Annotated in this window: 17 protein-coding genes, 1 tRNA gene and 1 pseudogene; 12 read left to right on the forward strand and 7 right to left on the reverse strand. The window is 66.6% G+C overall.

Going from position 1 to position 21,423, the window contains the following annotated elements:
• Window positions 1-238 precede the first annotated feature (238 nt).
• The 3 genes from AB0B48_RS10355 to AB0B48_RS10365 all read left to right on the forward strand — a co-directional run bounded on the left by AB0B48_RS10355 (window position 239) and on the right by AB0B48_RS10365 (window position 2,606).
• Window positions 239-312, forward strand: a tRNA-Pro gene (locus AB0B48_RS10355).
• A gap of 116 nt (window positions 313-428) precedes the next feature.
• Window positions 429-1,385, forward strand: coding sequence for a tyrosine-type recombinase/integrase (locus tag AB0B48_RS10360; RefSeq protein WP_357198891.1), 957 nt, complete (start codon window positions 429-431; stop codon window positions 1,383-1,385).
• A gap of 366 nt (window positions 1,386-1,751) precedes the next feature.
• Window positions 1,752-2,606, forward strand: coding sequence for a hypothetical protein (locus AB0B48_RS10365; RefSeq protein ID WP_357198800.1), 855 nt, complete (start codon window positions 1,752-1,754; stop codon window positions 2,604-2,606).
• Here the strand turns inward: AB0B48_RS10365 and AB0B48_RS10370 are convergent.
• A complete protein-coding gene (locus AB0B48_RS10370; RefSeq protein ID WP_357198803.1) occupies window positions 2,585-2,977 on the reverse strand; it encodes a hypothetical protein in 393 nt (130 codons plus the stop codon). The genes AB0B48_RS10365 and AB0B48_RS10370 overlap by 22 nt on opposite strands.
• Window positions 2,978-3,345: 368 nt before the next feature.
• Here AB0B48_RS10370 and AB0B48_RS10375 point away from each other — a divergent pair, with 368 nt between their 5' ends.
• Both AB0B48_RS10375 and AB0B48_RS10380 read left to right on the forward strand, forming a co-directional pair.
• On the forward strand, window positions 3,346-4,848 hold the full coding sequence (locus AB0B48_RS10375; protein ID WP_357198806.1) for a hypothetical protein: 1,503 nt from the start codon (window positions 3,346-3,348) through the stop codon (window positions 4,846-4,848).
• Between the two features lie 318 nt (window positions 4,849-5,166).
• Window positions 5,167-5,315: pseudogene (locus AB0B48_RS10380) on the forward strand (transposase); the annotation flags it as partial.
• Between the two features lie 153 nt (window positions 5,316-5,468).
• On the opposite strand, the gene AB0B48_RS10385 reads toward AB0B48_RS10380, so the two are convergent.
• Complete coding sequence (locus AB0B48_RS10385; protein WP_357198809.1) at window positions 5,469-5,855, reverse strand: hypothetical protein; 387 nt, start codon at window positions 5,853-5,855, stop codon at window positions 5,469-5,471.
• 1,176 nt (window positions 5,856-7,031) lie between these two features.
• On the opposite strand from AB0B48_RS10385, the gene AB0B48_RS10390 reads away from it, so the two are divergent.
• Genes AB0B48_RS10390 through AB0B48_RS10410 form a run of 5 tightly spaced genes read left to right on the forward strand, consistent with a single transcriptional unit; the run spans window position 7,032 to window position 11,719 of the window.
• Window positions 7,032-7,733 (forward strand): Crp/Fnr family transcriptional regulator, encoded by a 702-nt coding sequence (locus tag AB0B48_RS10390; protein ID WP_357198811.1) that lies wholly within the window; start codon window positions 7,032-7,034, stop codon window positions 7,731-7,733.
• Window positions 7,734-7,768: 35 nt separating this feature from the next.
• Window positions 7,769-8,560: a hypothetical protein gene (locus tag AB0B48_RS10395; RefSeq protein WP_357198813.1), complete on the forward strand. Its 792-nt coding sequence runs from the start codon at window positions 7,769-7,771 to the stop codon at window positions 8,558-8,560.
• The gene (locus AB0B48_RS10400) at window positions 8,560-10,593 is read left to right on the forward strand and encodes a hypothetical protein (protein ID WP_357198816.1); all 2,034 of its coding nucleotides are present in this window, start codon (window positions 8,560-8,562) and stop codon (window positions 10,591-10,593) included. The genes AB0B48_RS10395 and AB0B48_RS10400 overlap by 1 nt, the downstream gene beginning before the upstream one ends.
• Window positions 10,590-11,264 carry a hypothetical protein gene (locus AB0B48_RS10405; RefSeq protein WP_357198819.1) on the forward strand — a complete coding sequence of 225 codons (675 nt, stop codon included), beginning with the start codon at window positions 10,590-10,592 and terminating at the stop codon, window positions 11,262-11,264. The genes AB0B48_RS10400 and AB0B48_RS10405 overlap by 4 nt, the downstream gene beginning before the upstream one ends.
• Complete coding sequence (locus AB0B48_RS10410) at window positions 11,261-11,719, forward strand: Pycsar system effector family protein (RefSeq protein ID WP_357198821.1); 459 nt, start codon at window positions 11,261-11,263, stop codon at window positions 11,717-11,719. The genes AB0B48_RS10405 and AB0B48_RS10410 overlap by 4 nt, the downstream gene beginning before the upstream one ends.
• Window positions 11,720-12,390: 671 nt before the next feature.
• Here the strand turns inward: AB0B48_RS10410 and AB0B48_RS10415 are convergent.
• Both AB0B48_RS10415 and AB0B48_RS10420 read right to left on the reverse strand, forming a co-directional pair.
• Window positions 12,391-13,905: a S8 family serine peptidase gene (locus AB0B48_RS10415; protein ID WP_357198824.1), complete on the reverse strand. Its 1,515-nt coding sequence runs from the start codon at window positions 13,903-13,905 to the stop codon at window positions 12,391-12,393.
• The gene (locus AB0B48_RS10420; RefSeq protein ID WP_357198827.1) at window positions 13,877-14,911 is read right to left on the reverse strand and encodes a S8 family serine peptidase; all 1,035 of its coding nucleotides are present in this window, start codon (window positions 14,909-14,911) and stop codon (window positions 13,877-13,879) included. Before AB0B48_RS10420 ends, AB0B48_RS10415 begins: the two co-directional genes overlap by 29 nt.
• A 905-nt stretch (window positions 14,912-15,816) precedes the next feature.
• Here AB0B48_RS10420 and AB0B48_RS10425 point away from each other — a divergent pair.
• Window positions 15,817-17,001, forward strand: coding sequence for a low temperature requirement protein A (locus tag AB0B48_RS10425; RefSeq protein WP_357198829.1), 1,185 nt, complete (start codon window positions 15,817-15,819; stop codon window positions 16,999-17,001).
• A 195-nt stretch (window positions 17,002-17,196) separates the two neighbouring features.
• Here the strand turns inward: AB0B48_RS10425 and AB0B48_RS10430 are convergent, their stop codons facing one another.
• Window positions 17,197-18,768, reverse strand: coding sequence for a glycoside hydrolase family 43 protein (locus tag AB0B48_RS10430; protein ID WP_357198831.1), 1,572 nt, complete (start codon window positions 18,766-18,768; stop codon window positions 17,197-17,199).
• A 242-nt stretch (window positions 18,769-19,010) separates the two neighbouring features.
• Here AB0B48_RS10430 and AB0B48_RS10435 point away from each other — a divergent pair, with 242 nt between their 5' ends.
• On the forward strand, window positions 19,011-19,346 hold the full coding sequence (locus AB0B48_RS10435; protein WP_357198833.1) for a nucleotide pyrophosphohydrolase: 336 nt from the start codon (window positions 19,011-19,013) through the stop codon (window positions 19,344-19,346).
• 28 nt (window positions 19,347-19,374) lie between these two features.
• Here the strand turns inward: AB0B48_RS10435 and AB0B48_RS10440 are convergent, their stop codons facing one another.
• Entirely contained in the window at window positions 19,375-19,512 is a 138-nt protein-coding gene (locus tag AB0B48_RS10440; protein WP_357198836.1) for a hypothetical protein, read from the reverse strand.
• Between the two features lie 91 nt (window positions 19,513-19,603).
• Complete coding sequence (locus AB0B48_RS10445; RefSeq protein WP_357198839.1) at window positions 19,604-21,268, reverse strand: hypothetical protein; 1,665 nt, start codon at window positions 21,266-21,268, stop codon at window positions 19,604-19,606.
• Between the last annotated feature and the right edge of the window lie 155 nt (window positions 21,269-21,423).

Below are 21,423 nucleotides of genomic sequence, written 5' to 3' on the forward strand. Positions count from 1 at the left end.
GAGGCCGAGGCAAGGCGCACGGCTGACGCAGTTGTAGCTCTCCAAAATGCCGGATGGGCGATCCTGCCCATCCGGCATTTGTCTATCCAACCCCACCCTCCTAGGACGCTCTAGGGGTTGTGCGGTGGTTCGCCGTGCGGTGGTTCGGCTAGGTCGCGACGCCGGTGGGGCCTGTGCGGACGACTCGGAGCTGCTGCGCTAAGCTGTACCGGCTGCCGCGGGGGAAACCACGCGGGGGCGGGACGTGGCGCAGCTTGGTAGCGCACTTGACTGGGGGTCAAGGGGTCGTCGGTTCGAATCCGGCCGTCCCGACAGCGAGAGGGTTTCCACAGGTCAGAGCCTGTGGAAGCCCTCTTTTTCGTGTTCACGGTGGTTCGTCGAGGTCGAGCACGCCGCTTATCGACCCCTTGACTCGACGGGTGACCGACATGGCTCTACTGGACCTCACCAAGCTCACCGCCGACCTGTCCTCGACCTGGGCGGGATACCTCCGGGACTGGGACCGGACGCTGCGGGCGGGCAACTACCCGGAGACGACCCGGTACAACTACCTGCTCGCCGCCGCGCAGTTGGCCCGATATCTGGCCGAGCATTCGCCGGAACCTGATGCCGCCGACGCCGCGGAGGACCCCACCGAGGTGACCCGTGGGCACGCCGAGGCGTTCCAGGCGTGGATGATCGAGACCCGGTCCGCGTCGACTGCGCTGAACAAGCACAAAGGTCTGCAGCAGTTCTTCAAGTGGTTGCTGGCTGAGGAGGACATCAACCGCTCTCCGATGGATCGGGTCCGACAGCCCAAGACGCCACAGAAGCTGATCCCGATCATCCGGGACGAGGATACGAAGAAGCTCCTCGACGCCTGTAAGGGCAAGACCTTTCCGCACCTGCGCGACGAGGCGATTATTCGCCTGTACTACAACACCGGAGCGCGGCTGTCGGAGGTCGGCAACCTGTTGCTCGACGACGTCGACCTCAACACGGAGTCGGTGCACTACCACGGCAAGGGCGCCAAGGACCGCCGGGTGCGATTCGGGCCGAAGACGGCCCGGGCCATCAGCCGCTACCTCCGCGCGCGAGGCAAGCACAAGGGATCGGAACTGCCGGATCTGTGGCTCGCCGACCGCAGCGGCCGGAGGTTGGCGGCCAACGGCATCAAGATTCGCCTGAAGCGGCCTGGCCTCGCCGCGGGCGTCGCGAACGTGCACGCCCACCGCTGGCGGCACAACTTCGCCCACGAGTGGAAACGGGCCGGCGGAAACACCGGTGACCTGATGCTGTTGTTGGGCTGGACCTCGGAGGACATGCCCCGGCACTACGGCGCCAGCGCAGTAGCCGAACGCGCCCAGGAGATCCAGGTGCAACTGGGCATCGGGGAAGGGGTGTAGACGCGGGCAACACGGTCGGCCGACCCGAGTACCGACTGGCCGACCGCGTTGTCCTCGTCGTCGATCGGCGGGCCTGAGCCGAGTCAGGGCTGCGTTCGGCGCACTGACTCCGGTGCAGATTCCCGGTACGTCTTGTCGTGCAGGGCTGCATCGGATTAGCCGACCTGCCGCCGATCGGCAGTTCGTGAGGCCTGTAGGATCGGTCGACATTCGATTGGTGACGTTGGGTAACGGGTGGCCAATCAGCGCCGCGCGGCTCGGCGTTCGGATCTGTCGAGTTGCTTGTGTTCATGGAGCCCCGTAGACGCAGACTGCCGTCATCGCGGTATGTTCTCGACCCCCCAGGTGGTTGCGAGGCGGCGTGGCGTGAGCGGAGCGTTTGAAATCGAGGCGGCGCAGATGGGTCTGCGCCGCTACTGGCTGGCCCAGGGCGAGCTGAACGGCGGGCGGTTCGGGGTAGCGGATGGCAACCTCGATGTCAGCTTCGCTCAGGCGCGGATGGTTGGTGTCGACTTCTCAGGGCTGAGGCTTTCCAGCTTCCTGGCGCATGACTCGGTATTCGAACGCTGCGACTTCTCCCGGACCGCGTTCGACCACGTCTTGTTCGGCGCTACCGGCTATGGCGGCGAGCGGTGGGACGAATTGAGCTGGCCGGAGACGGTGTTCCGGGAGTGCGTCTTCGCTCGCACCCGCATCCCTCCGGAGGCCTACTTCGGCAACGTCCGATTCGAGCGCTGCGTATTCGACGGCGCACGCCTGCGCGACTTGACCTCTACACACAATGCACAGTTCGTCGGATGCGTCTTCCGCGGCAAGATCCAAGACGTCACCTTCTGGGGTACACCCACTGAGCGCAACGCGGCGCTCGGTCGAGACCGCAACGCCTTCAGCGGTAACGACTTCACTGGCGCGGAACTGCTCGGTGTCGCGTTTCGGCACATCGATCTTGACGCCCAGAGATTTCCGGGCCTGCCCGACTACGCAGTCCTGGACCGGGTTGACCAGCGCGTGGAGGCCGCGCTGGCCGCCATGGCTGACTGGCCGGACGGCGAGACCAAGACCAAGGCGGCGTGGTCCCTCCGATTCGGGGCCGACTGGGCGATCAAGTACAACGACGGGAACGCCCTGGTGTCGCGAAACTGGGTCAGCCGCCGGCTGCCACCGGACGTTCGCGACCAGATCTTCTGGATGCTCGTCAACTACACCGACGTCCAGCAGTAAAGGCCACGACCGTCGGCCCCTGCCGACCGCGCTAGATCCCGCAGCTGAACATACCGATCGGCTTCATGCTCGTCCAGAAGTTCATCCCTGGCGTACTCGGCCAACCGCTCGTCGGTCACGCCAGCCAACGCCTGGGCGACCTCCGGCCGCACCCGCGTCAGCCCCGGCCCTTCCGCTTCGACGGAGACAACGACATCGTCACCGAACTCGCTGGCGTCCCGACCAGTTAGCTCAGCGACCCGACCGGCGAGCTCATCGATCCACCCTTTGCAGTCGACATACGGCGAGCCGATGCCCGCCGGCCCGGCCGAGAGATCGAGACGGTCCAGCTCCACGCTCGACGCCGCAAAGTAATCAACAAACATGCCCACGGCACGCCAGGGTAGCGGCGGCGAACTGCGACCGCGAGACACCGTCCGGTGAGGCGCCCGAGACTCCGACGCGCGCTCATCTGCCACTCCGGGTGAACTGGCGTAGTGGCTGTCAGTGACGCACGGTGATGCATCGCTACCTCGCCAGCGTCCGCTGCCAGCGTTGTACCGGCCGATCACTTCCTTGTGCGCGCCGCGTTGCGGCCTTCCTGAGCCGCTACCCTGGGCAGACTGCGTGGAGGGACAGTAAAACCTCACCTCGGTTCAGAACACGAACGCGATTTCGTGCTGCCAGGGTTCGATGAGGCCGGCCGTAGGATTTGGGAGTGGCCGACTTGAATGACGCAGATGATCGAAGTCCGCCATCCGTGACCAGTTGGGCGAGGTTGTTCGTCAGCCACTGTCAGTACGAGGTGTCCGCCGTGCCGGGCGCGTCCGGCATGGGGATCTACACCCTCGGCGACGGCCTGCTGCACGTCGTCGGGCCGTATCAGTTCACCGGCTTCTGCGGCATACACACCGGTTGGATCGAGGCGCGTGTCCGTGTCCTGCCCGGGCCTCCCACGGGTGTCGACGTCGGCTGGGACGCGATCAGTGAGGCGACCCTCTTCAGTCCCAGCGGCCGGCTGTCGGTCGTCGGCCTGATGGGCGGCACTGCGGAAGCCCTCACCGACGTCGCTGTCCCGCGCGGGTTGATCCGGGTGCGGGTGCACGCGCGCGACCGTCTGCACGAGACCGTACGCACCGACGACGCTCCGCCCGAGCAGCACGAGCTGCACGTCTGGGCGGTGTCTGAGGAGACGCCATGGCGCACAGTGCTGGCCGACCCGGGGGGCCGCGGCTGGGAGCAGAAGCCGGCGAAGGCCGCCGAGTGGGGGATGCTGTCACTGGTTGCGCGTCCGTCTGGTCGTCCGGCGACCCTGCCGCCGATGCCAACTGACCCGTACGAGGACGACGCGGGCCTGTCCCGGGTGGCGGTGGTCCGCCACCGGCCCGCGCCGGTCGAGGTGCCTGTGGGAGTGCTTCCCGCCGGTGACCTTGAGGTCCGGCTGGAGCGGGTCGACGGCGAGACTCTCAGGTGGTCGTGGGCCGCCGCCGACGAGCCGATCTTCCCTGATCCGCTGGCCACGCTGTCGGACAGCGAGTCGAGTACCGTCCGGCTGATGTCCGGCCCCGACGGCTTCACGCTGCGGCACGAGGGGGTGCTGGGTCGGCACGCCTTCGCCCTCGGCCTGATTTGGGACCATCTGCTCGACGCCGCCGGGTCGTATTCGTGGGTGGAGACGTTGCGTGGGCAGGCGGCCGAGGCGACCGCGTTGGCCGAGAAGTACCGCCGCCTGCGGGCCGAGCGCGACGCCGAGCGGTGGGGAGGTGCTCCACCGTCGGATCGTGTCCGCGGGCTCCTCGGCCAGGCGCGGTCCCTGGCCCGTATCGACCGGCGGCTGCTCGACCGCATCGACGCGCTGCCCGCCGCCCGCCAGCGGGAGGCAGCCTGCTGGGCGGCCCGCCGCGCGATGCGGGTGGCCGGGCTGGAGCAGATCGGATGGATCGCCGACGCGCTCGCCACCGCCGACGCTAGCCGTCCGCTGCCCCGGTCCTTCACCGAACAGGGCGGCGCCGCCGCGTTCAACCGGCTCCTGTCCGATCCCGAGGTGCCCCACACCACCGTCACGCTGGACTTGGGTTCGAGAGCATTCGGCGAACACCGTGTCGCCGAGGCGCTCCAGCAGGCCGCCGCATTCCCCGCACTGATAGCCCTGGCGAATGACGATCCGTTGGCCGCTGCGATTGACACCGTTTACAACGCAGCAATCGCTCACGGTGACGACCGCGACCGCTTCCTCACGGACGCCCACATCGCGTTGCGCTGAGCCTGGTTCGGCACGCGGAGTCGCAAGCCGGCATCCGAATGGCGCGCCCCCCCGTTACCTAATGAATCCCGAACGGCCCGCCGAGGTCCGCGGGATGCCGCGCTGCGCCGCGGCGGCAGCCAACGCGGCGTGGAGGACCTGGCCGCCGAGCTGCAGCAGTCGCTGCGCCGTCCGCAACTGCGCCACCTGGCCGTCGTGGAGGAAGCCATGGGCACCCAGACTCTGGCACTGCTGGCAACGCTGAACGTCGAGCGCGCCAGTTCAGACCAGCTTGCCGAGGCCGCCAGCGAAGCGTTCCGCCAGCACCCCGACCACGCGATCGTGACCAGCTTTCCCGGCCTGGTCGACGTGACGGCGCCCGCGTGCTGGCCGAGATCGGCGACGAACTCGCCCGGTTCGCTGATGCCCGTGCGTTGAAGGCCTATGCCGGCGCAGCTCCGGTCACCCGGGCCTCTGGTCGCAGCATCTCCATCGCCAACGCGACCACGGGGACCGGCACCCCGCCGCGTTACGCAACCTGTTCAACCAGCTCCTCGGTTGTCTGCATCACTGCCTGGCGACCGGCCAGCGATACGACCCTGCCAAGGCATTCGAGGCGAGGCTAGACGCCGCCGCATGGATCACGACCAGCTCTGTTCCCTTCGCCAGGTCACGTACTCGTCGAAGATGTCAGCCAGGCCACCATGCTCTGTCCGTCGCTGCAGAAACTCGTCAAGCAGCCGAAACAGCGCTCCGACAGCTAACTGATTGAGCTCGATCTCCGTCTCAAGCTGCTCGCGTTGCGGTGGCCCATCCGGGAACGCCTGGTGCAGCACCAGCGCCTCCCAGATCAGGTTGTCTCCGCGCCCGCAGCGTGTCACCAGCCACTCCCTGAAGCCTGCAAGCAGCTGCCAGTCGTTGCCGGCCTCGCAGCCCCGGAGAAAGACCGTGAAGTCGTGGAACGAGCCGTCCAGCGTGAACATCCCCGGCCGTCGATGCACGTCCGCGAAGAGCTTCCGGTAGTCCATTCCGCCATCCAACCAACCTCGCCAGTTGACCGTTGAGGAGATCGGAGGTCTTATTGATCGACTCCAGCCGGGGACCCTCGGTCGCCCGGGCCCGGTATGACTTCCTGTACCGCGGGGTGCCCGACGGCTACGAGGCCGAGCGCTTCGACTCCCGATACGTCACCACCCGTGTTCCGACGCAATACCTGTGGGGTCCGGGCTCCGCCGGCGACGCGTTCGCCTGGCTGGCCACCCACCAGCCGGCCCGCGACGAGATCGACCCAGTCGACGGGCTCTATCTCCTGCGTCATCACGGCAACCGCCTGTACCTGCCCCAGACTCCCGAGGTCTTCGCCGCGACACCCGTAGCAAGCCGGTCGGTGGCACCTGCTGCGCGCGGACGTCGGCAACGACGCCTTCGCCTGCGTACGCGCCCGTGTCACCCCGAACGAAACCCACAACACTTGCCGCTGCCCTGTGGAACGGCTCGCGCAAGGGACCTGGAAGGCGGTGCACGCGAAACTGCGCCACCTCCAGCTCGCCCTCGTGCCCCATCTCCCTGCCGACGCCCGAGCGCCATCGCCGGTGGCTTGGCCCCGCGCAGTGGAGATACCGGCCTGAATCGGCGACTGACGGGGGTGGTATCACTCGAAACGCGAGCCACCGGCGGCCAGGAGTGTCGAACTACCTGCCCGTAGCAGTGCGCCGCGCGCCGTAGGCGGCACCGGACGGATGGCTTGGCTAAGATGGAGTCGGTACGTCGTGCGTGGCCTGGGTCGGGCGTGTCCGTTCGAGTCGGCTTGACCGCGATGTGTGTGGCGATGTGTGGAACTCTTACGCAGTCACTCCTGGGACAACCGGATGAGTTCAGGTCTCAAAGGTCAGGGAAGTGCACCGGGAGGAGGCGGGGACGCATGGCTCGTGTTGTGCAAGTTCTTCGGGGTTTTGCCGAGACCGCTACCACCATCGGCATCGCGGTGACGGGAGGGTTCCTGGCCCAGACCAGGCACGACGAGCCCGCTGGAGCACTCGGCCATTAGCCGCAGACAGGGGCTATCGGCCGTTGGATGCGGTCTTCACCAAGACCCTGCTCAGTGAGGCGAAGCGGCGAAGGGTGGCGGTGCGGGACCGAGCCAAGCCCGGCAACGCTGTTGATCCGTCGCCACCCTTCGCGATCGTCGGCGATACATTCTGTGCATGCGTGACTACGGTGCATCCGGACTCGTCGCTCATCTCCCGCAAGACGAGTGGCATCGAGTGCAGGGCACCGGGATCCCCGTGCGCTTCGAGCCCCGCGACGTGCTTCTGCGTCAGGGTGATACCACCCAGCACGTGCACGTGGTCCTTGCCGGCTGCGTCAAAATTGTGCGGTCGGAGAGCGACGGTAGCCGCGCGATCCTGACGCTGCGGGCCGCTGGCGATGTCGTCGGCGACCTGGCCGCCGTCGACCTGCAACCCCGGTCGGCCACGGTCACCGCCCTCACCAGTACGGTCACGCGGCTGCTGACCGGCCCACAGTTCCGGCGTTTCCTGACCCGGCCCGCGTTCGCGGCGGGCTTCGCCGCCTACACGGTGGGCCGGCTGCGCACCTCTGATGCGCAGCGTGTAGCGCTGGCGGTGCTGCCCGTGCGGGAGCGGCTGGCCCGGGCGCTGATCCAGCTCGACCGCGAGAGCCGGCGTGCCGACGGGCAGCCCTTGATCCGGCTGTCTCAGGCGGAACTCGCGGAACTGGTCGGCACCTCGCGCAACGCGGTCGTTACCGAGCTCACCGCCCTGCGCGAGGCAGGCATCGTCGCTACCGGACGACGCGAGATCACCATCGTGGATCCGGTGGCGCTGAGCTGTCGGTCACAGGGTTTCCGCCCAGAACTGGGCAGAGAACCGCGCGTATCCGGCTGACGCTGAGGGGGTCCCGTTCTCGAGGAAGGACTCCCGTGGAACACATCCCGTTCGCACGTTCGATCGACCTACCACCGTACCGGGCGATTCTGGCCGTGGACGCCAAGGGCTTTACCGCCGAACCAGGCAGCGCCCATGAGGCGATCAGCAAGAATCTGCTCGACCTCGTGGGTGACGCCCTGGCCGGCGCCGGGCTGGGGGCAGAGTGGGAACGTCCGGCGTTCCTCGGCCCTACCGGTGACGGCTTCGCCGTCGGGCTCCCGCCGCGTGTCCTGCCCTACCTGGTGGACCCGTTCCCGCGCCTGCTGCAGGAACGCCTGGCGGAACACAACCGACAGGCACGTGATCGCCTTCAGCTGCGGGTCAGCCTGCACGTCGGCCCGCTACCGGCCGACCCGGAAAATCCCCATTGGACCGGCAACGGTGACTCACGCAACGACACGCACCGCCTGCTCGATTCCGCGCCGGTGAGGGCTGTGCTCGCCGCAGCCAGTCCGCGCGTGACATTCGTGGCCTGCATTTTTTCCGACCGCGTTTTCGAGGACGTCATAGCCGCTGGGTACGCCAGGATGGAACCCGACCGCTGCCTCCCGGTCACGGCGACGGTTGACGGTAAGGCGTATAGCCGACAGGCGTGGCTCTACATCCCGGAGGTCTCCGGGAACCTCCTCGGTGTGATGCCGGCCGAACCGCCTTCCGTGCCGCCGTCTCGGCCGATGGCTGGGAAGCCGGGGCTGCCTCGAATCTCCGGGCCGAGGGTGAAGCGGAACGACGGCCAGGTCGCCACCACGGTCGAGAGCATGACGCAGCACCGGGGTGGTGAGTGATGACTACCGACCCGATTGAGCTGATGGATCCGGACATCGACGAGTCCTACGCCGACGACCTCGACGATGGCCCCTACATCGAAGAGAACAGGGGTCAGGCGGCCTCGCGCGTCGAGGGCGATATGGTGCAGAACGTCCACAACTGGCTCGGACGCTATAAGGCCGCCCGGGAGCTGTCCGACGCCTTCGTTCAGGAGACGATTGGGACCTTCGTAGAACGCTTTTACGGCCCGGGCGGACTGCCCAGAGAAGCTGCCGCCGGAATCCTGCGGGAGCGGCGCCACGTCCTGCTGGTGGCCGAGCCCGGCACCGGTCGGCGGACCGCTGCGGTCGGGCTGCTCGGCGGCGTTCCCTCGCCTCGGCGGGAGATCCCGACCGACGACGATCAGCAGCGGCTCCTGCCCGTCGACGAGGTGCCTTGGTCGTCGTACGGCCCATCCGCCTACCTGCTCACGGTGCCGCCCGGCAGCCGCAACGGCCGGTTGCGTGAGCTTCTCATCGCCTACCGAGAGGCGGTAGAAAAGGGGGACTCGTACCTCGTCGTCTTGGTCGACCGCAAGAGCCTCGAAAGGCCTGAGGACGTTCCGGGCTTCACCGTCCTCACGGTCACCGCTCCTGAACGCGAGAAACTGTTGAGCCAGCTCTTGGACGACCAGCGAGACCGCTTGGACTTGGACGCACTGCTCAGGACTCCGCCGCTACCGGCGATGCTAGAGGGTGCTACCCCGGCCCAGATCGCGAGGCTGTCCCACAGGATCAGGGCCGCGGCCGGGAATCCCCAGGAGCCGCTGGCCGAGATCGCCGGCAAGTCGGTCCAGGCCTACCAGAACTGGGACGAAGAACTGGTTTCCTGGTTCGAAGACAACGTCGATGCGCGGACCAGGCTTTTCCTCATTGCCCTTGCCTTCCTGCAGGGGGGACAGGCCACCAACATCCTTCACGCCATGGAGAAACTCGCCGAGAAGCTGTCGGAACCGGCGAACGTGCGCGGCGGCATCGGCGCACCGGGGATCCGCCAGCTCGTCAAGACCGTGAGTGCCCGGATCGACGACGAGCACCGGGTCTTCTTCACCCTGCCGTCCTACGAGGTCGCGATCCTGCGCTACGTGCACGGCGACCAGTCCAAGGCCTTCCGCACGCGCCTCTGGAGCTGGGCGTCCGACTTGCCGATGCGCCGTGGCGGTTCCCCGAACGTCCGCGTCGCCGGACAAGTCGCCTCGGCCATGCTCGCCGTGACCCTGGCCCTGCCCGGGGCCGACGCGCCCGAAGTGCGTACCTTGACCGAGCGGTGGTGGGGTTACCAGACACTGCGACCGCTGGTTGTCGACCTGATGACGGCGGTCGCGTTGAGCCCTGAGGCCGGGGCGGCGATGCGCGGTCGGCTTAACCAATGGGCCGTCCAGTCGGGAAGCGTGACGCTGCTCTGCGCGGTCGCCGCGGTGTGCGGCGGCGAGTTGGCAGACGCGTATCCGCAGGCGGTGTTGACCCGCCTGAATAACCTGGCCGGACGGGGGATCGGTGCTGTCACCGACGGGGTCGTGGATGCCGTGCGGTCGCTGTGGGACCGACCGCTGCACCGGCAGGCGACGTTGCGCCGGGTCGTCGACTGGACGGCCGCGCAGGACCGGCGGCACGACGCAGGGCTGCGCGCCATGGCGGCGATTTCCGAAACTCGGGACCGGGCCGGGTTCCTCCTCGCCGAGCTGGCTGGCGATCCGGAACTGCAAGCCGGGCTGGTACACGCCTTCACGCTCCTGTTCACGGGCGAAGGGCCGCAGGGCGAATTTCGTGAGGCGCTCTTCCGCTGGTTGGACGCGGCGGTCGAGGATTCCGCGTACGAGGACCTCATCTCCGATCTGATGGTCCGCGCTGGCGGGATCGGCCAGGGTGCCAGCAGCCGCTTCGCCCGTATGTCCAACCTGCTGTACGACTGGCAGCCACTCGCCCGCGACGCCGAGGCGCCGGCCGCCCGCGAAGCGCGTGATCGGCTCAACGAGCGGCTCCACCGAGCGAACCCACTGGTCGCCCCATGAGCGAGAACTGGCTTGACCGCCTGTTGGGACTCTGGCTGAGGCCCGAGGATCCCGTACAGCCGGTTACCTTCTCCGCCGAGCTGCCCAGCTGCCATCCCCACGTAGCGTTCGACGCGACCTTTCAGGTCTTATGGCAGAGAAACGATCAGGCCGCCCTTTGGACGGTGCGGCAGAAGATCACGGAGTGGGCCGGTCAGGTGACCGCCAAATACAGCGTCACCCAGGCCGGCAACGCGGAGATCGAGATCAACACCCGGAAGGTCAACGGCGTCCGCGTCAAGCTGACGGTTACTCGACAAGCCCGTATCGCAGCGGAAGCCATCCTGGAGATCGACCGGCAAGCCGCCCTCGAACGGCTGAAGCAGCAGGCCGAGCTCGAGCGGATACGGTACCTGCGGGAAAGCGTCTACTCTCGTCCCGACGTCGCCCGCAGCTATTGGCTCTACCACCACCCTGACCAGCCAGAAGAGCTACTCACCATCAACTTCGAGAAGATCGCTGAGAAGTTCGGGGACGTCGGCGAGTCCCGGTTCCTGGTGATTGCCAAGCTGATCGGTGACTTTCTTGGGCGGCTTGAGGACGGCGACCGACGATATCTGCTCGGGCAGCTGGGGCAGCTCTTCTCCTCGTATGACCGGCCCGATCTGGCGGAACGACTGGAAGCCTCATGAGGGAGGCGGAACGAGCCACGCTGCAGCAGGCGAATGAGATGATTCGCTTCGCCGATGTGAAGGCGGCCGCCGTCCTGGCTGCCGCCGGGATCCTGGCCGGGCAACTACCGTCGGCTCACGGCTCTTGGGCCAAAGGCGCACTGCTCGTCGCCAGCGTCAGTGTCATGCTTAGCGCGTTGCTGGCGCTCTACACGCTGGCGCCGCGACGGCAGGTAACCACCGCATGGTCGCTGCACTACTACGACCACGTCGTTCGTCGGTACGGCGACGACCGGGAAGCCTTCATCGACGCCTGGGTAGAGGCGGCAGCCGACGAGAACGCGTTCGAACGGGCGGTCGTCGGGCAAATCTGGGCCGCGAACATGGTGGCCCATCGGAAGTTCACCCGGATTACCTGGTCCATCCGCGCGCTAGTGGTTGGCGTCGTGGCCGTCGTGGCCGTAGCTCTTGCGTAAGACGTTCTTCTGTTCAGCAAGCCGGTCTCATCGACGACCTGCGTCGGATAGCCACGCAGGTCGTCCCGGACAGCGTCCGTGTGCCAGTTGGCCGCATTCAGCAGCCGTTGCATCCGGTCCGGGGGAGTGGTGCGATGACTCCTTTACTCGGCTGGCTTACACTTCACGCGACCTGGGAGAACGTGCTTGAGCACGTCGCTGGGGCCCTCAACTACTGGGGGTCAAGGGGTCGTCGGTTCGAATCCGGCCGTCCCGACAGACAAAAAGCCCTGGCCAGCGGAAACGCTGGTCGGGGCTTTAAGTTTGCCTATGGGGTTTTGAACCGCCCCCGAAACCCCCCCATTTATTGGGGTCGGTAACCAGGTTCGTCATCCCTGCGCGTCGTTGGGGGCAATGCGGGTGTGGGGCGTCGCCTGCGGTCGGCGCGGAGTCGCTCGAGGATGTCCTGGGACGTCGGGGGCTTGGGCGGGTTTGGCGATGTAGTACGTGGCAACCCATCCGCTTGCCGTGCGTAGAGGCGGAACTTGGCGTGTTCGTGGTGCCGGCGTCGGATCAACCAGGCGAGGATGTCGGCGAGGGGCGTCCACCAGGGTCGTAATTTCTGCTCGGGCAAGGGCCTGGTCAGCCAGGCTGAGGCGAACCTTGAGCCTTGCTGACCAGGCCACGTGTGGCTAGGCGTTGCCGGGCCGTGCCCCCGGCAGCGTCCGCTCGGCGGTCAGCGTCATGGCGCCGCCCTTGTAGGACACCCGGAACATGTGGCCGCGCACGTTCAGGACCCGCCGTTCCGGCATGGAGTGGAAGTGGCCCTTGATCGAGGCCCCGCTCATGATCGTCAGTACCGTGCCCGGGGTGATGGGCGCGCGGACGTCCAGGGTGAGTTCGCCGTCCAGCACCAGGGCACCCGTGGCCCGCACGCTCGTGTAGTCGCGGTCGCCGGAAATGGTGATGGCGAGGCGACCCGCTCGGCTGATGGTCACGTCGCCGCCGACCTTCAGGACGTTGCCCTGCGGAACGTCGGTGAGACTGACGGACAATGCGGACGCCGCTTCCGCGGCCGACAGGCCGGGCTGCAACACGCCGCTGTTGACGCGGATGCTGCCTCCCACGAGACCGCTGCCGCCGAGCGTGCCGCCCTTGACGGCGACCGAGCTTGCGTGCGAGCCGGCGATCGAAAGCTTGCCGCCTTCCACCGTCGTGCCGCCCTCGTAGGTCGCGTGGCCCGACATGACCAGCATCCCGGAGCCCTGCTTGGTCAGAGACGCCGTGTAGCGGTTGTTGTCGATGTTGTTCTGAATGAAGGCCGCGCGCGCGTCCATCCAGTCCTTACGCCACTTGGTGGCGTCCTCATAGCTGATCTTGTCGTACAGTTCCGGCTGGCCGTTGGTGATGGCTTGAACGTAAGGATCAGCCAGAATGCCCTGAAGCATGAAGGCGTTTTCGCTGAGCTTGCCGTCCGGGGTCAGTACGTTGGGGCTGAATTCACCGGCGACGGCGATGCCCTGTCTCTTGTAGGCCGCCAGCCACTCCCGATCCTCCCGCTCCCTTTCCTTGATCGCGATCTGGCCGATATCGTTCGACCAGACGTCCAGGGGCGCCTTGTCCATGTTGTAGGTCATGGGGCCCAGGAACTGGCCGGGGCCATACATGCCCTTGTCCAGATCGGGGATGCCCCAGCCCCAGCGTGCGTCCGGAACCCCGTCGGGAGCGGTCCAGGCGATGGATGCACCGGAGGGGGAGGTCTGACCCGTGCCGAGGAACCTCACACCGTCGGACATCTTGTTGTTCGCCGTGGTGAACATCAGATCACGGACCTGCTTGGCGTCCATGTTCGGATAGCGGGAGAGCAGAACCCCCATCACTGCTGTCGCAACGGGCGTCGCCGGAGACGTTCCGCTCGAGTTCGAATAGTTGGTGTCGCCACCGCTGTTCGTGGTCCGAACACTGTTCGACGGAGTGGATACGGTCCACCATTTGGCGAGCCCTGCCTCGTTGTACCCGAATTGTTTCGTGTATTCGGGGTTGGCCGCAGTGGGAGGCTGCACCCCGCCGACGCATACCCACTGCGCCTCCGCCGCGGGATTGAAGAAGGGGTACGCCGGGCGGAAGTACGGGTTGCTCCAGTCGTTGTTGCCGGCCGACCTCACGTTGACGGTACCGCTATCCTTGATAGCGGATCCAGATGGCATCCATGAAGGAGCGTCCGGGGTAGTTCGGGTTGTATTGAATACCGTCTTCCGAATAGCTCTTCTTGAAGAGGAAGTACTGGTACTCCAGGTCCTTCAGATGCTCGTTGGGGATGATGATCGCCATCGCCGTGGCGCTGGCGCTGTCCTTGCCTCGCAGTTGGTAAGCGTTGGCGAGGTTGCCATTGACCCCAAGGTCGTTACCCAGGCCGTCGAAGCGGCTCCTGTCAAGAGTCTGGACATAAGAGCCCCAACTGCTGTTGATGACCTGGGCGCCTGCGTCAACCAGGGCCTCATTGGCCGTACGCCAGTACACGTAATCGTGGAAGGGGCCGTGGGACTGGGTATCGGAACCGCCGGTCATGGCGACATACATCGTCGAGCCAAAGGCGATGCCGTGCTGCTCTTTGCCATCGCGAATGCCAGAGGTGACGCCAAGCATGCCGGACCCGTGACTGTAGTCACTCGTTCGCGCCTGGTCGCCGGCCACAGTGAACCGCTGGCCCGCAGTAAACGGGTTCGACGGGGTTACTGAGTTCCGGTACCCGAAGCCGGACGTTCCGTAGAACCCCTCCGCTCTCACCGGAACGATCAGCCCGGTCTGGAATCCTTCGTGGGTAGGCCGGTAGCCCGAATCCATCATGCCCAGCGCGACGTCCTGCCCGCGGTACCCAAGGGCGTAGGCGGTGGACGCGTTTACCGCGACGAGCTGCCAGGGGGAGTCGATCGCTGTGCCAGGGTTGGCAGGATTGTGGCCGGTGTAGTAGCCATACTCCGGCGTTTCCCAACTGGCTTTAGCGGCACCCAGTTCCCCCGGCGTCCTGGCGACAAAGCCGGGGTCTCCCGGATACGCCGGTCCGCCGGCTGTGCTGCCGGGGGTTGATGTCAGGCCGGTCTTGGGCGATGCCGAGGCGAACCCGGCCGGAAACAAGGCGATGCCTGCGCCGGCAATAAAGCTGCCTCCCGCTCGACGCAGTAAATCGCGCCGACTCAAGAAACTCATACTCATCTCCGATTCCTTCCGAAGGGTGGATCTCCAGTGAGCGGGGGCGCAGTCCTGCCGCCTTTATCGGGCAGCGAATGTCGTTGGCTTTGTTCGGGATCCCGGCAGCCGCGCGAGCCGACGCATGGACGTCGGAACGGCGAACTGGAACTCTCCCGCAAGTCGGCCTCCCCTAATTGGACACCAAATTAGACTGCGGCAGAAGCCCATCGTCAAGGGGTCAACATCGGCTCGCCGGGAACAGTTAAGCGACGATCTATGTCGATACGACTAACTGCCATGCATCGGGTCACGGGTCCACTCCGTGGAGGTGGTGTGCGACTTGCCCATGATGGACTATCTGCGCAGATGGGAGGCGGCCGCCGCGATCCTTCGAGACGGCGAAGTCGAGCGGAGGAGTGTGCAGGCGACGGCTGAGTCCGCCGAGGCCGAAGCCGAGCCGGTCTGCGGCCGGGGTTACGGGCAGCGCGGCTACGAGTGGGTCCGGTGTGGACGGCGAAGCCACGAGTCGTCGTCGCTGATCGCACGCCAAACAAGTGACGCACCATGTGACGCAGCCCACTTCTCAAGCCACGACGACCTTGGCCTGCGACTGCAGGGCCTGCGGCGGTCGTGACCTGCGGCGTCTGCGTCCGTTCTCAAACACCCTCTCAGAGGCGTGCACTTCTCACGTGGCTTCCTTCCCGGCCGGCTCTGGGCTGTGATCGCGCGTCAATCGCAGTAGGAGGAGTCGACCCCGGCGGGTCGGTGCTTGGGCGACCTCTCGTCACTGGCGGCCAGGTTGGCGTCAAACGCCACCTGCCAACGACTCCGGTCCGGCCCGGGAGCTAAGGGAATCAGTCCCGTGATTGACGCCTGACGCTTGCGGTGAAGCAGGATCTCTCCGGATTGATCGTCGATATGCTGGTGGAGTGCCGACCACGCCTCCCGAGAAGGGGGTCATCTGGGAAGAACTCTTCTTCGACCTGGCCTTCGTGTTCGCGCTCACCCAGTTCTCCCACATGCTGCACGAGGATCACAGTTGGGCGGGCATCGGTCGGGTACTGCTCCTGTTCGTAACCGTTTATTGGGCCTGGGTTGGCACCACGCTCTACACCGACCAACGCGACGTCGGCAACGCGCTGGACCGCGCTGGAGTCTTCGCCCTCGGGCTCGGCAGTCTGCTACTGGCCCTGACGGTCCCCGGCGCCTTTGACGATCGGGGCCTGCTGTTCGTCGGTGTTTACCTGACGATGCGGGTACTGCTGGCGGCATTGGCCTTGCGCACCCCAGGCGGCTGGCGGTCCCCGGTCTTTCGCCCTTACGGGTCGGGTCTGGTGGCTGGTCCGCTTCAACTCGCGGGTGGCCTGCTGCACGGTACGACGCGAATAGTGCTCTGGTCGATCGCGATTCTCGTCGATCTGTTCAGCACCACGCTCACCCGACGGACGCTCGACAAGGTCCGGGTCCGGCCGCTGCACTACACACACCGCTACGGACTGCTGATCATCCTGGTGCTCGGCGAGTCGGTGATCCAGGTCGGGATGGTAGCCGTGGACGAGCCGTTGACCCTTGCCCGGTTGGTCGCCGTATGCCTCTCCTACTCGCTGGTCTGCGCACTCTGGTGGGTGTACTTCATTTACGGTGTCCGGGCTTTCCGGGAAGCGGTGGCCCGGAGCGCTCAGCAGGCAGACATCCGCCGCTCCGTCATGATCTACGGTCACTTGCTGTTCAGTTTCGCGATCATCACGGTCGCCGTCGGCCTGTCCGAGGCAGTGACAGAGCCCCTCGAGCCGCCTCGGGCCAGCGAGGGGACCGTACTCTTCGGCGGCGCTGCGCTCTTCCTCGGCACCTTCGCCTACACCCACTGGCGGATCCACCGACAAATCGCGCGACGACGGATCGGCGCGAGCGTGCTCTGCCTGATCCTGTTGCCACTAGCACACCTAGCGCCGGCCCTGGCCGCCCTGGCGACCCTGTTCGCGGTGGTCGCTGGAGTGAGTGTGCTGGAAGGGATCATCCTGCACCGCCGCCCGATGATTGGGGACCACGCGGCGGAGGGCCAGATGTGTAGCGACCCGGGTCACGCGGACAAGGGCCCCGTGGTGCGCGAATGACGCATCCGAGCGCCCGCTCTGCGACATCGCTGAATGTGCCGAGCGGCTGACAACGCCGCAGGCCGCCGACGTGATCAACGTGTTGAGCGACAGGTTGTCGTCAGACCACGAGGCACTCCCGCGCGCTTCGGTGACAACCGGCACGGGCGACGCTCGGGTGCCGAGCCCCGGATTGGCCGGCAAGCGGGCGTGGCGTCAGGCGGTGGTAGCCGGACCCGGGCCGGTGTCTGGCTGCGCCCGGTAGTCGAACCAGTCGAAGGCGGCTATGCCCTCGGTGACGTACATGGCGATGACCCGGCCGGTGAAACCCGCCGCGACCTCGGTCGATAGGTAGCGGCCGTCGAGGGCAGCGAGCACGGTTGGGCCGTCGCCGGCGTCGACCGTGAATATGACCGTGTCTGGGCCTGCGGCCCGGATCCCGAGAGGCCCGGACCGTCGGGCGAACTGCTCGGCGGAGGTGACCGTGGGCGGGAGCGTGTTGGTCGACCGGGCGGTGACGGCCAAGTCCACCGGGCCGGTCGGTACGGCGCGCTCGGCGACGCTCTGGCGCAGGGGTCCGATGCGGGCCCACACCCGCGCAATACCGTCGGAAACCTCCAGGTCGTAGTGGTGGGCCTCGTCGATCCGGACGGTCAGGCCGGCGCGGCCGTTGGTTTCCATCCGGACGCCAGCCCGGCAGTCGTGGTGCTGCTGGCGCCGCCCGACGATGGTGACGCCCGGCCGGTCCAGCGTCGGACCGAGGGCGGTGAGTGTGAGCCAGCCGGGCCTGTCGGTGAGCGACCAGCTCCCGTCCGGACGGCTGCGCGGGGAGATCCAGGACGGATCGAGCCGGTCGGCGTCGAAGTCGTCGCGAACGTCCAGCATTGCGGGCGCCGTCGGTGCCGCGATCCCGGGTGGCATCGGCATCTCCTCGTCGACCGGCCCGACGACGGGCCAGCCGTCCTCCCACCGCACGGGGGCGAGCATGGTCTCGCGCCCGAGCACGTGGAACGGCGGCCACTGTCCCTTTGGCCGGATGCCCAGCAGCACCATCCACCAGTTGCCGCTCGGGTCGTCGACCAGGTCGGCGTGACCGGTGGCCTGGATCGGTCGCTGCAGGCCGCGGTGAGTCAGGATCGGGTTGACCGGAGCCGGGTCGAACGGTCCCCGGACGCTGCGGGACCGGGCCACCGACACCGCGTGCCCGGTGTGCGTGCCGCCCTCGGAGAGCAACAGGTACCACCAGTCGCCGATCCGGTAGAGGTGCGGACTCTCCGGGTACTGACCGCCGGTACCGGACCACAGGGGGATCGGACCTTCGAGCACATCGCCGGTGGCCGGGTCGATGCGGTAGTTCGAGGTGCCGGCCAGGGTGAGCCAGCAGTTGCCGTCCTCGTCCCAGGTCAACGACGGGTCGATGAGCGGAAGCTGGAAGTAGACCGGCTCCGACCACGGCCCGGCCGGGTCGGTCGCGGTGACGATCAGGTGCCGCCAGATCCGCACGTTCGTGGTCACCATGTAGAAGATGCCGTTGTGGTGGCGGATGGTCGGCGCGAAGATGCCCCGCGACGCGTAGGTGTCGGCCGGCAGGTCGAGCTGGCTCGGCCGGTCCAACACGTTGCCGATCTGCCGCCAGGAGAGCAAATCGCGGCTGTGGAAGATCGGTACGCCGGGGAAGTACTCAAAGCTCGAGCAAACCAGGTAGTAGTCCTCGCCGACCCGGCAGACACTGGGATCCGGGAAGAAGCCGGGGATCACGGGATTGCGGAAGGTCGTCGCAGGGGGCACGCGGCTGGATTCTACCGGTGCGTCGATGGATCAGCTCCGAACCGTGCGCGCCGCGCTGGCCGCCGCCACGACCCTAGCGGGGCCGTGAAGATCATGCCGGACACCAGCCGCAAGGCAGATGGCGCAGGCGAGGGTGAGGAACGCTTCGTGGATGTCGTCTCGGATGTCGGCGTACGGGTTCAGGGGTCCAGGTAGGTACGAATGAACGGGACCAGGTGCGGCTGTCGTTGTACGTTGCCGCTATGGATCTTGAGAGCTTGAGGTTGAGAGCGGTTGCGATTGCTGAGCTGTATGACCGTCACAACGTTGCTGCGGGTCGTGGGGCGTGGAGCACCGGCGACCTGGCGTTAGGGTTCGTCGGTGACGTTGGGGATCTCGCGAAGCTCGTGATGGCTGTCGACGGGCGCCGTGAGATCACTGACGCCCGGGAGCGGCTTGGTCATGAGCTGGCCGACTGTCTCTGGTCGGTCTTGGTTCTTGCTGATCGATACGGCGTCGACCTGGCTGCGGAGTTCGCGCGAATGACGGCAGCAATTGAGGAGCATCTCGAAGCGCGTGGCCTGCGCGTGGCCGGGTAGCCGGTGGAATGGAACCAGTGGATCGACGTCAGGCGACGTTGGCTTGGCCGTCGATGGCGGTAGGGCGGTTCTTGAGCCGGTAGCTGGGTCCGTTGATGGCGACGACGTCCAGTTGATCGGTGGCCGGCAGCTTGCCGAGCAGGATCTCGCGCAGCCGTTGCCACACGCCGGCGTCGTTTCAGTCCCGCAACCCGCGCCAGCAGCTCATCCCGCGTGGTGGTCGGGGTGGCAGCAGCGGTTTGACGACACGCTCACCATCACTTCGTGTTGGTGTCGATGGTGAAAACCACGTCTGACCCGACCTCGTGGCGGGTGATACCGGGTACGTCGGGGATGTTGAGCAGTGGTTCGTATGGGGTGCCTTGGACCCGGTCGCGCAGCAGGACGACGCTGCGGATGCCGAGCTGGTGCAACCGATCCAAGGCCTGCTGGCTGGGGAAGGTCGTCATAACGTCGCGGATCGCCTGACGGTTGGGTGTGGTGTAGCTGGCCGCACCGTTGACTACCGCGGGAAAACCGTCGGTCGACCAAAGTAGGACGTGGAGGTCGATGCCGTCGTCGGACGGCAATACCATGGTCGGAGCGTGCGCGGAGGCTAGCGCCATCGCGGCCGGTTTGGCTGGGGTTTGGGGGTGCTGCAGGTCAGGCAGGCCCTCAGCTAGCACGAGGACCAGCAACGGAACGGTCAGTAGCCGTGCCTCTTCCACCGACCATTTCGGCTTGGCGCCCCTGCTAGCCACCTCGGCTAGTTGGGTAACCAGGCCGGCCGCGAGAATGGCCAGGCAGATAGTGGGCCACAAGATCAACCGCCCTGGTGTACGGGATCCGTCGAACCCGGGCACGTAAAGATAGAGCAGACGGTAGATCGGCCCGTTCGTGCCTAGCGCGAACAACACTCCGACGACCGCCCCAAACAGCAGCAGAAGACGTTGCACCGGTGACCAGCGGGACAGGAACAGGCCAGCGAAGGCCAGTAGATACAGTGCATACCCGCATAGCAGCACTTTCTCAGTGGGTGCGCCACCAAGTGCGGCGCGGGCCTCGTTGTGGAAGGTGCCCCAGGGCAGCGAGGACTGCGGAGCCACGAGAAGTCCGCGCAGTGTCGGGGAGAAAAACGCGACGTAGTCCCAGTCCCGGGTGACATGTGGATTGAGCTCGCGCACGTGTTGGTACGCGTACGCGAAGTATCCGGTCACCGCGGTGAAGACCAACCCGCCGACCAGATCACTGACGATCAGCCGGGGGCTAAGGCGTGGGCGGTGGATCAGCCAGGCTGTCAGTGTGATCAGGCAGAGGGCGGCGAGGACGTATACGAATCCAAGCCCCACGCCGAAGCCTAGGCTGACCTGCCAGGCCGCGACCAGCCAGCCAGCGAACGCCCAGCCCGGTCGGACTCGTTCGGCAAGGTAGCCGCGGGTGAACGAGAGTCCGTGGCCGCGCGCCAGCATCGCCAGGGCCAGGGTGATGCCACCGGTGGAGAGAATATTCAAATGGCCGTCGTGGCCGTAGCGCCAGGGCGCGTAGGCGAGGGCGGCCCCGGCTACCGCGGCGGCGACCTTATTGGCGCCAAGCTGGCGCAGGAGCGCGTAGCCGCCGAGGAAGGCGAGCGCGAAGGCCAGCACGAACAGGATGTTGTAGCGCAGCACGGCACCGACTACACCGCTGCCTATCAGCCCTGCCGGGGCATAGCCGAGCAGGCTGTCGTTCAGGGCTAGGCCGTACTTGTCGGGATAAAAGGCGTTGGTGTCCCACAGGCCACGCAGACCGTGGGTGAGAGTGTGGCCACCCCATCCCACCAGCCATGCTTGGGCCGTCGGGTCACCCGCGTCACCGACGATGGTGTGGGCCGGGTCGGCGATCGGCACAGTCTTGGCGCCGCGAGTCACCACGCGAACCGCGTACGGCGGGATCAGCCAGATCATCGCGACAGCGAGGAGCACCGAACCGAGGCCCGCGATGCTCAGTTCCCGCCGATGGACCCCACGTTTCAGCCAATCCCTCGTGCCTGAACTGGCCCGCGCGAGTCGGCCATTTTGTCCAATCTCGCTGAGAGTGACGGTTGATGTGGGGCCTCCTG

Origin of the sequence: Micromonospora sp. NPDC049089 (genome assembly GCF_040648775.1) — a bacterium.
Lineage (GTDB): Bacteria > Actinomycetota > Actinomycetes > Mycobacteriales > Micromonosporaceae > Micromonospora.

Bases quoted from the DNA above. Each gene is read 5' to 3' on its own strand.
- AB0B48_RS10360 (WP_357198891.1), top strand. From the start codon at position 429: ATGGCTCTACTGGACCTCACCAAGCTCACCGCCGACCTGTCCTCGACC.
- AB0B48_RS10385 (WP_357198809.1), bottom strand. From the start codon at position 5,855: ATGGACTACCGGAAGCTCTTCGCGGACGTGCATCGACGGCCGGGGATG.
- AB0B48_RS10390 (WP_357198811.1), top strand. From the start codon at position 7,032: ATGCGTGACTACGGTGCATCCGGACTCGTCGCTCATCTCCCGCAAGAC.
- AB0B48_RS10400 (WP_357198816.1), top strand. From the start codon at position 8,560: ATGACTACCGACCCGATTGAGCTGATGGATCCGGACATCGACGAGTCC.
- AB0B48_RS10405 (WP_357198819.1), top strand. From the start codon at position 10,590: ATGAGCGAGAACTGGCTTGACCGCCTGTTGGGACTCTGGCTGAGGCCC.
- AB0B48_RS10410 (WP_357198821.1), top strand. From the start codon at position 11,261: ATGAGGGAGGCGGAACGAGCCACGCTGCAGCAGGCGAATGAGATGATT.
- AB0B48_RS10415 (WP_357198824.1), bottom strand. From the start codon at position 13,905: ATGCCATCTGGATCCGCTATCAAGGATAGCGGTACCGTCAACGTGAGG.
- AB0B48_RS10420 (WP_357198827.1), bottom strand. From the start codon at position 14,911: ATGAGTATGAGTTTCTTGAGTCGGCGCGATTTACTGCGTCGAGCGGGA.
- AB0B48_RS10435 (WP_357198833.1), top strand. From the start codon at position 19,011: ATGGATCTTGAGAGCTTGAGGTTGAGAGCGGTTGCGATTGCTGAGCTG.
- AB0B48_RS10445 (WP_357198839.1), bottom strand. From the start codon at position 21,268: ATGATCTGGCTGATCCCGCCGTACGCGGTTCGCGTGGTGACTCGCGGC.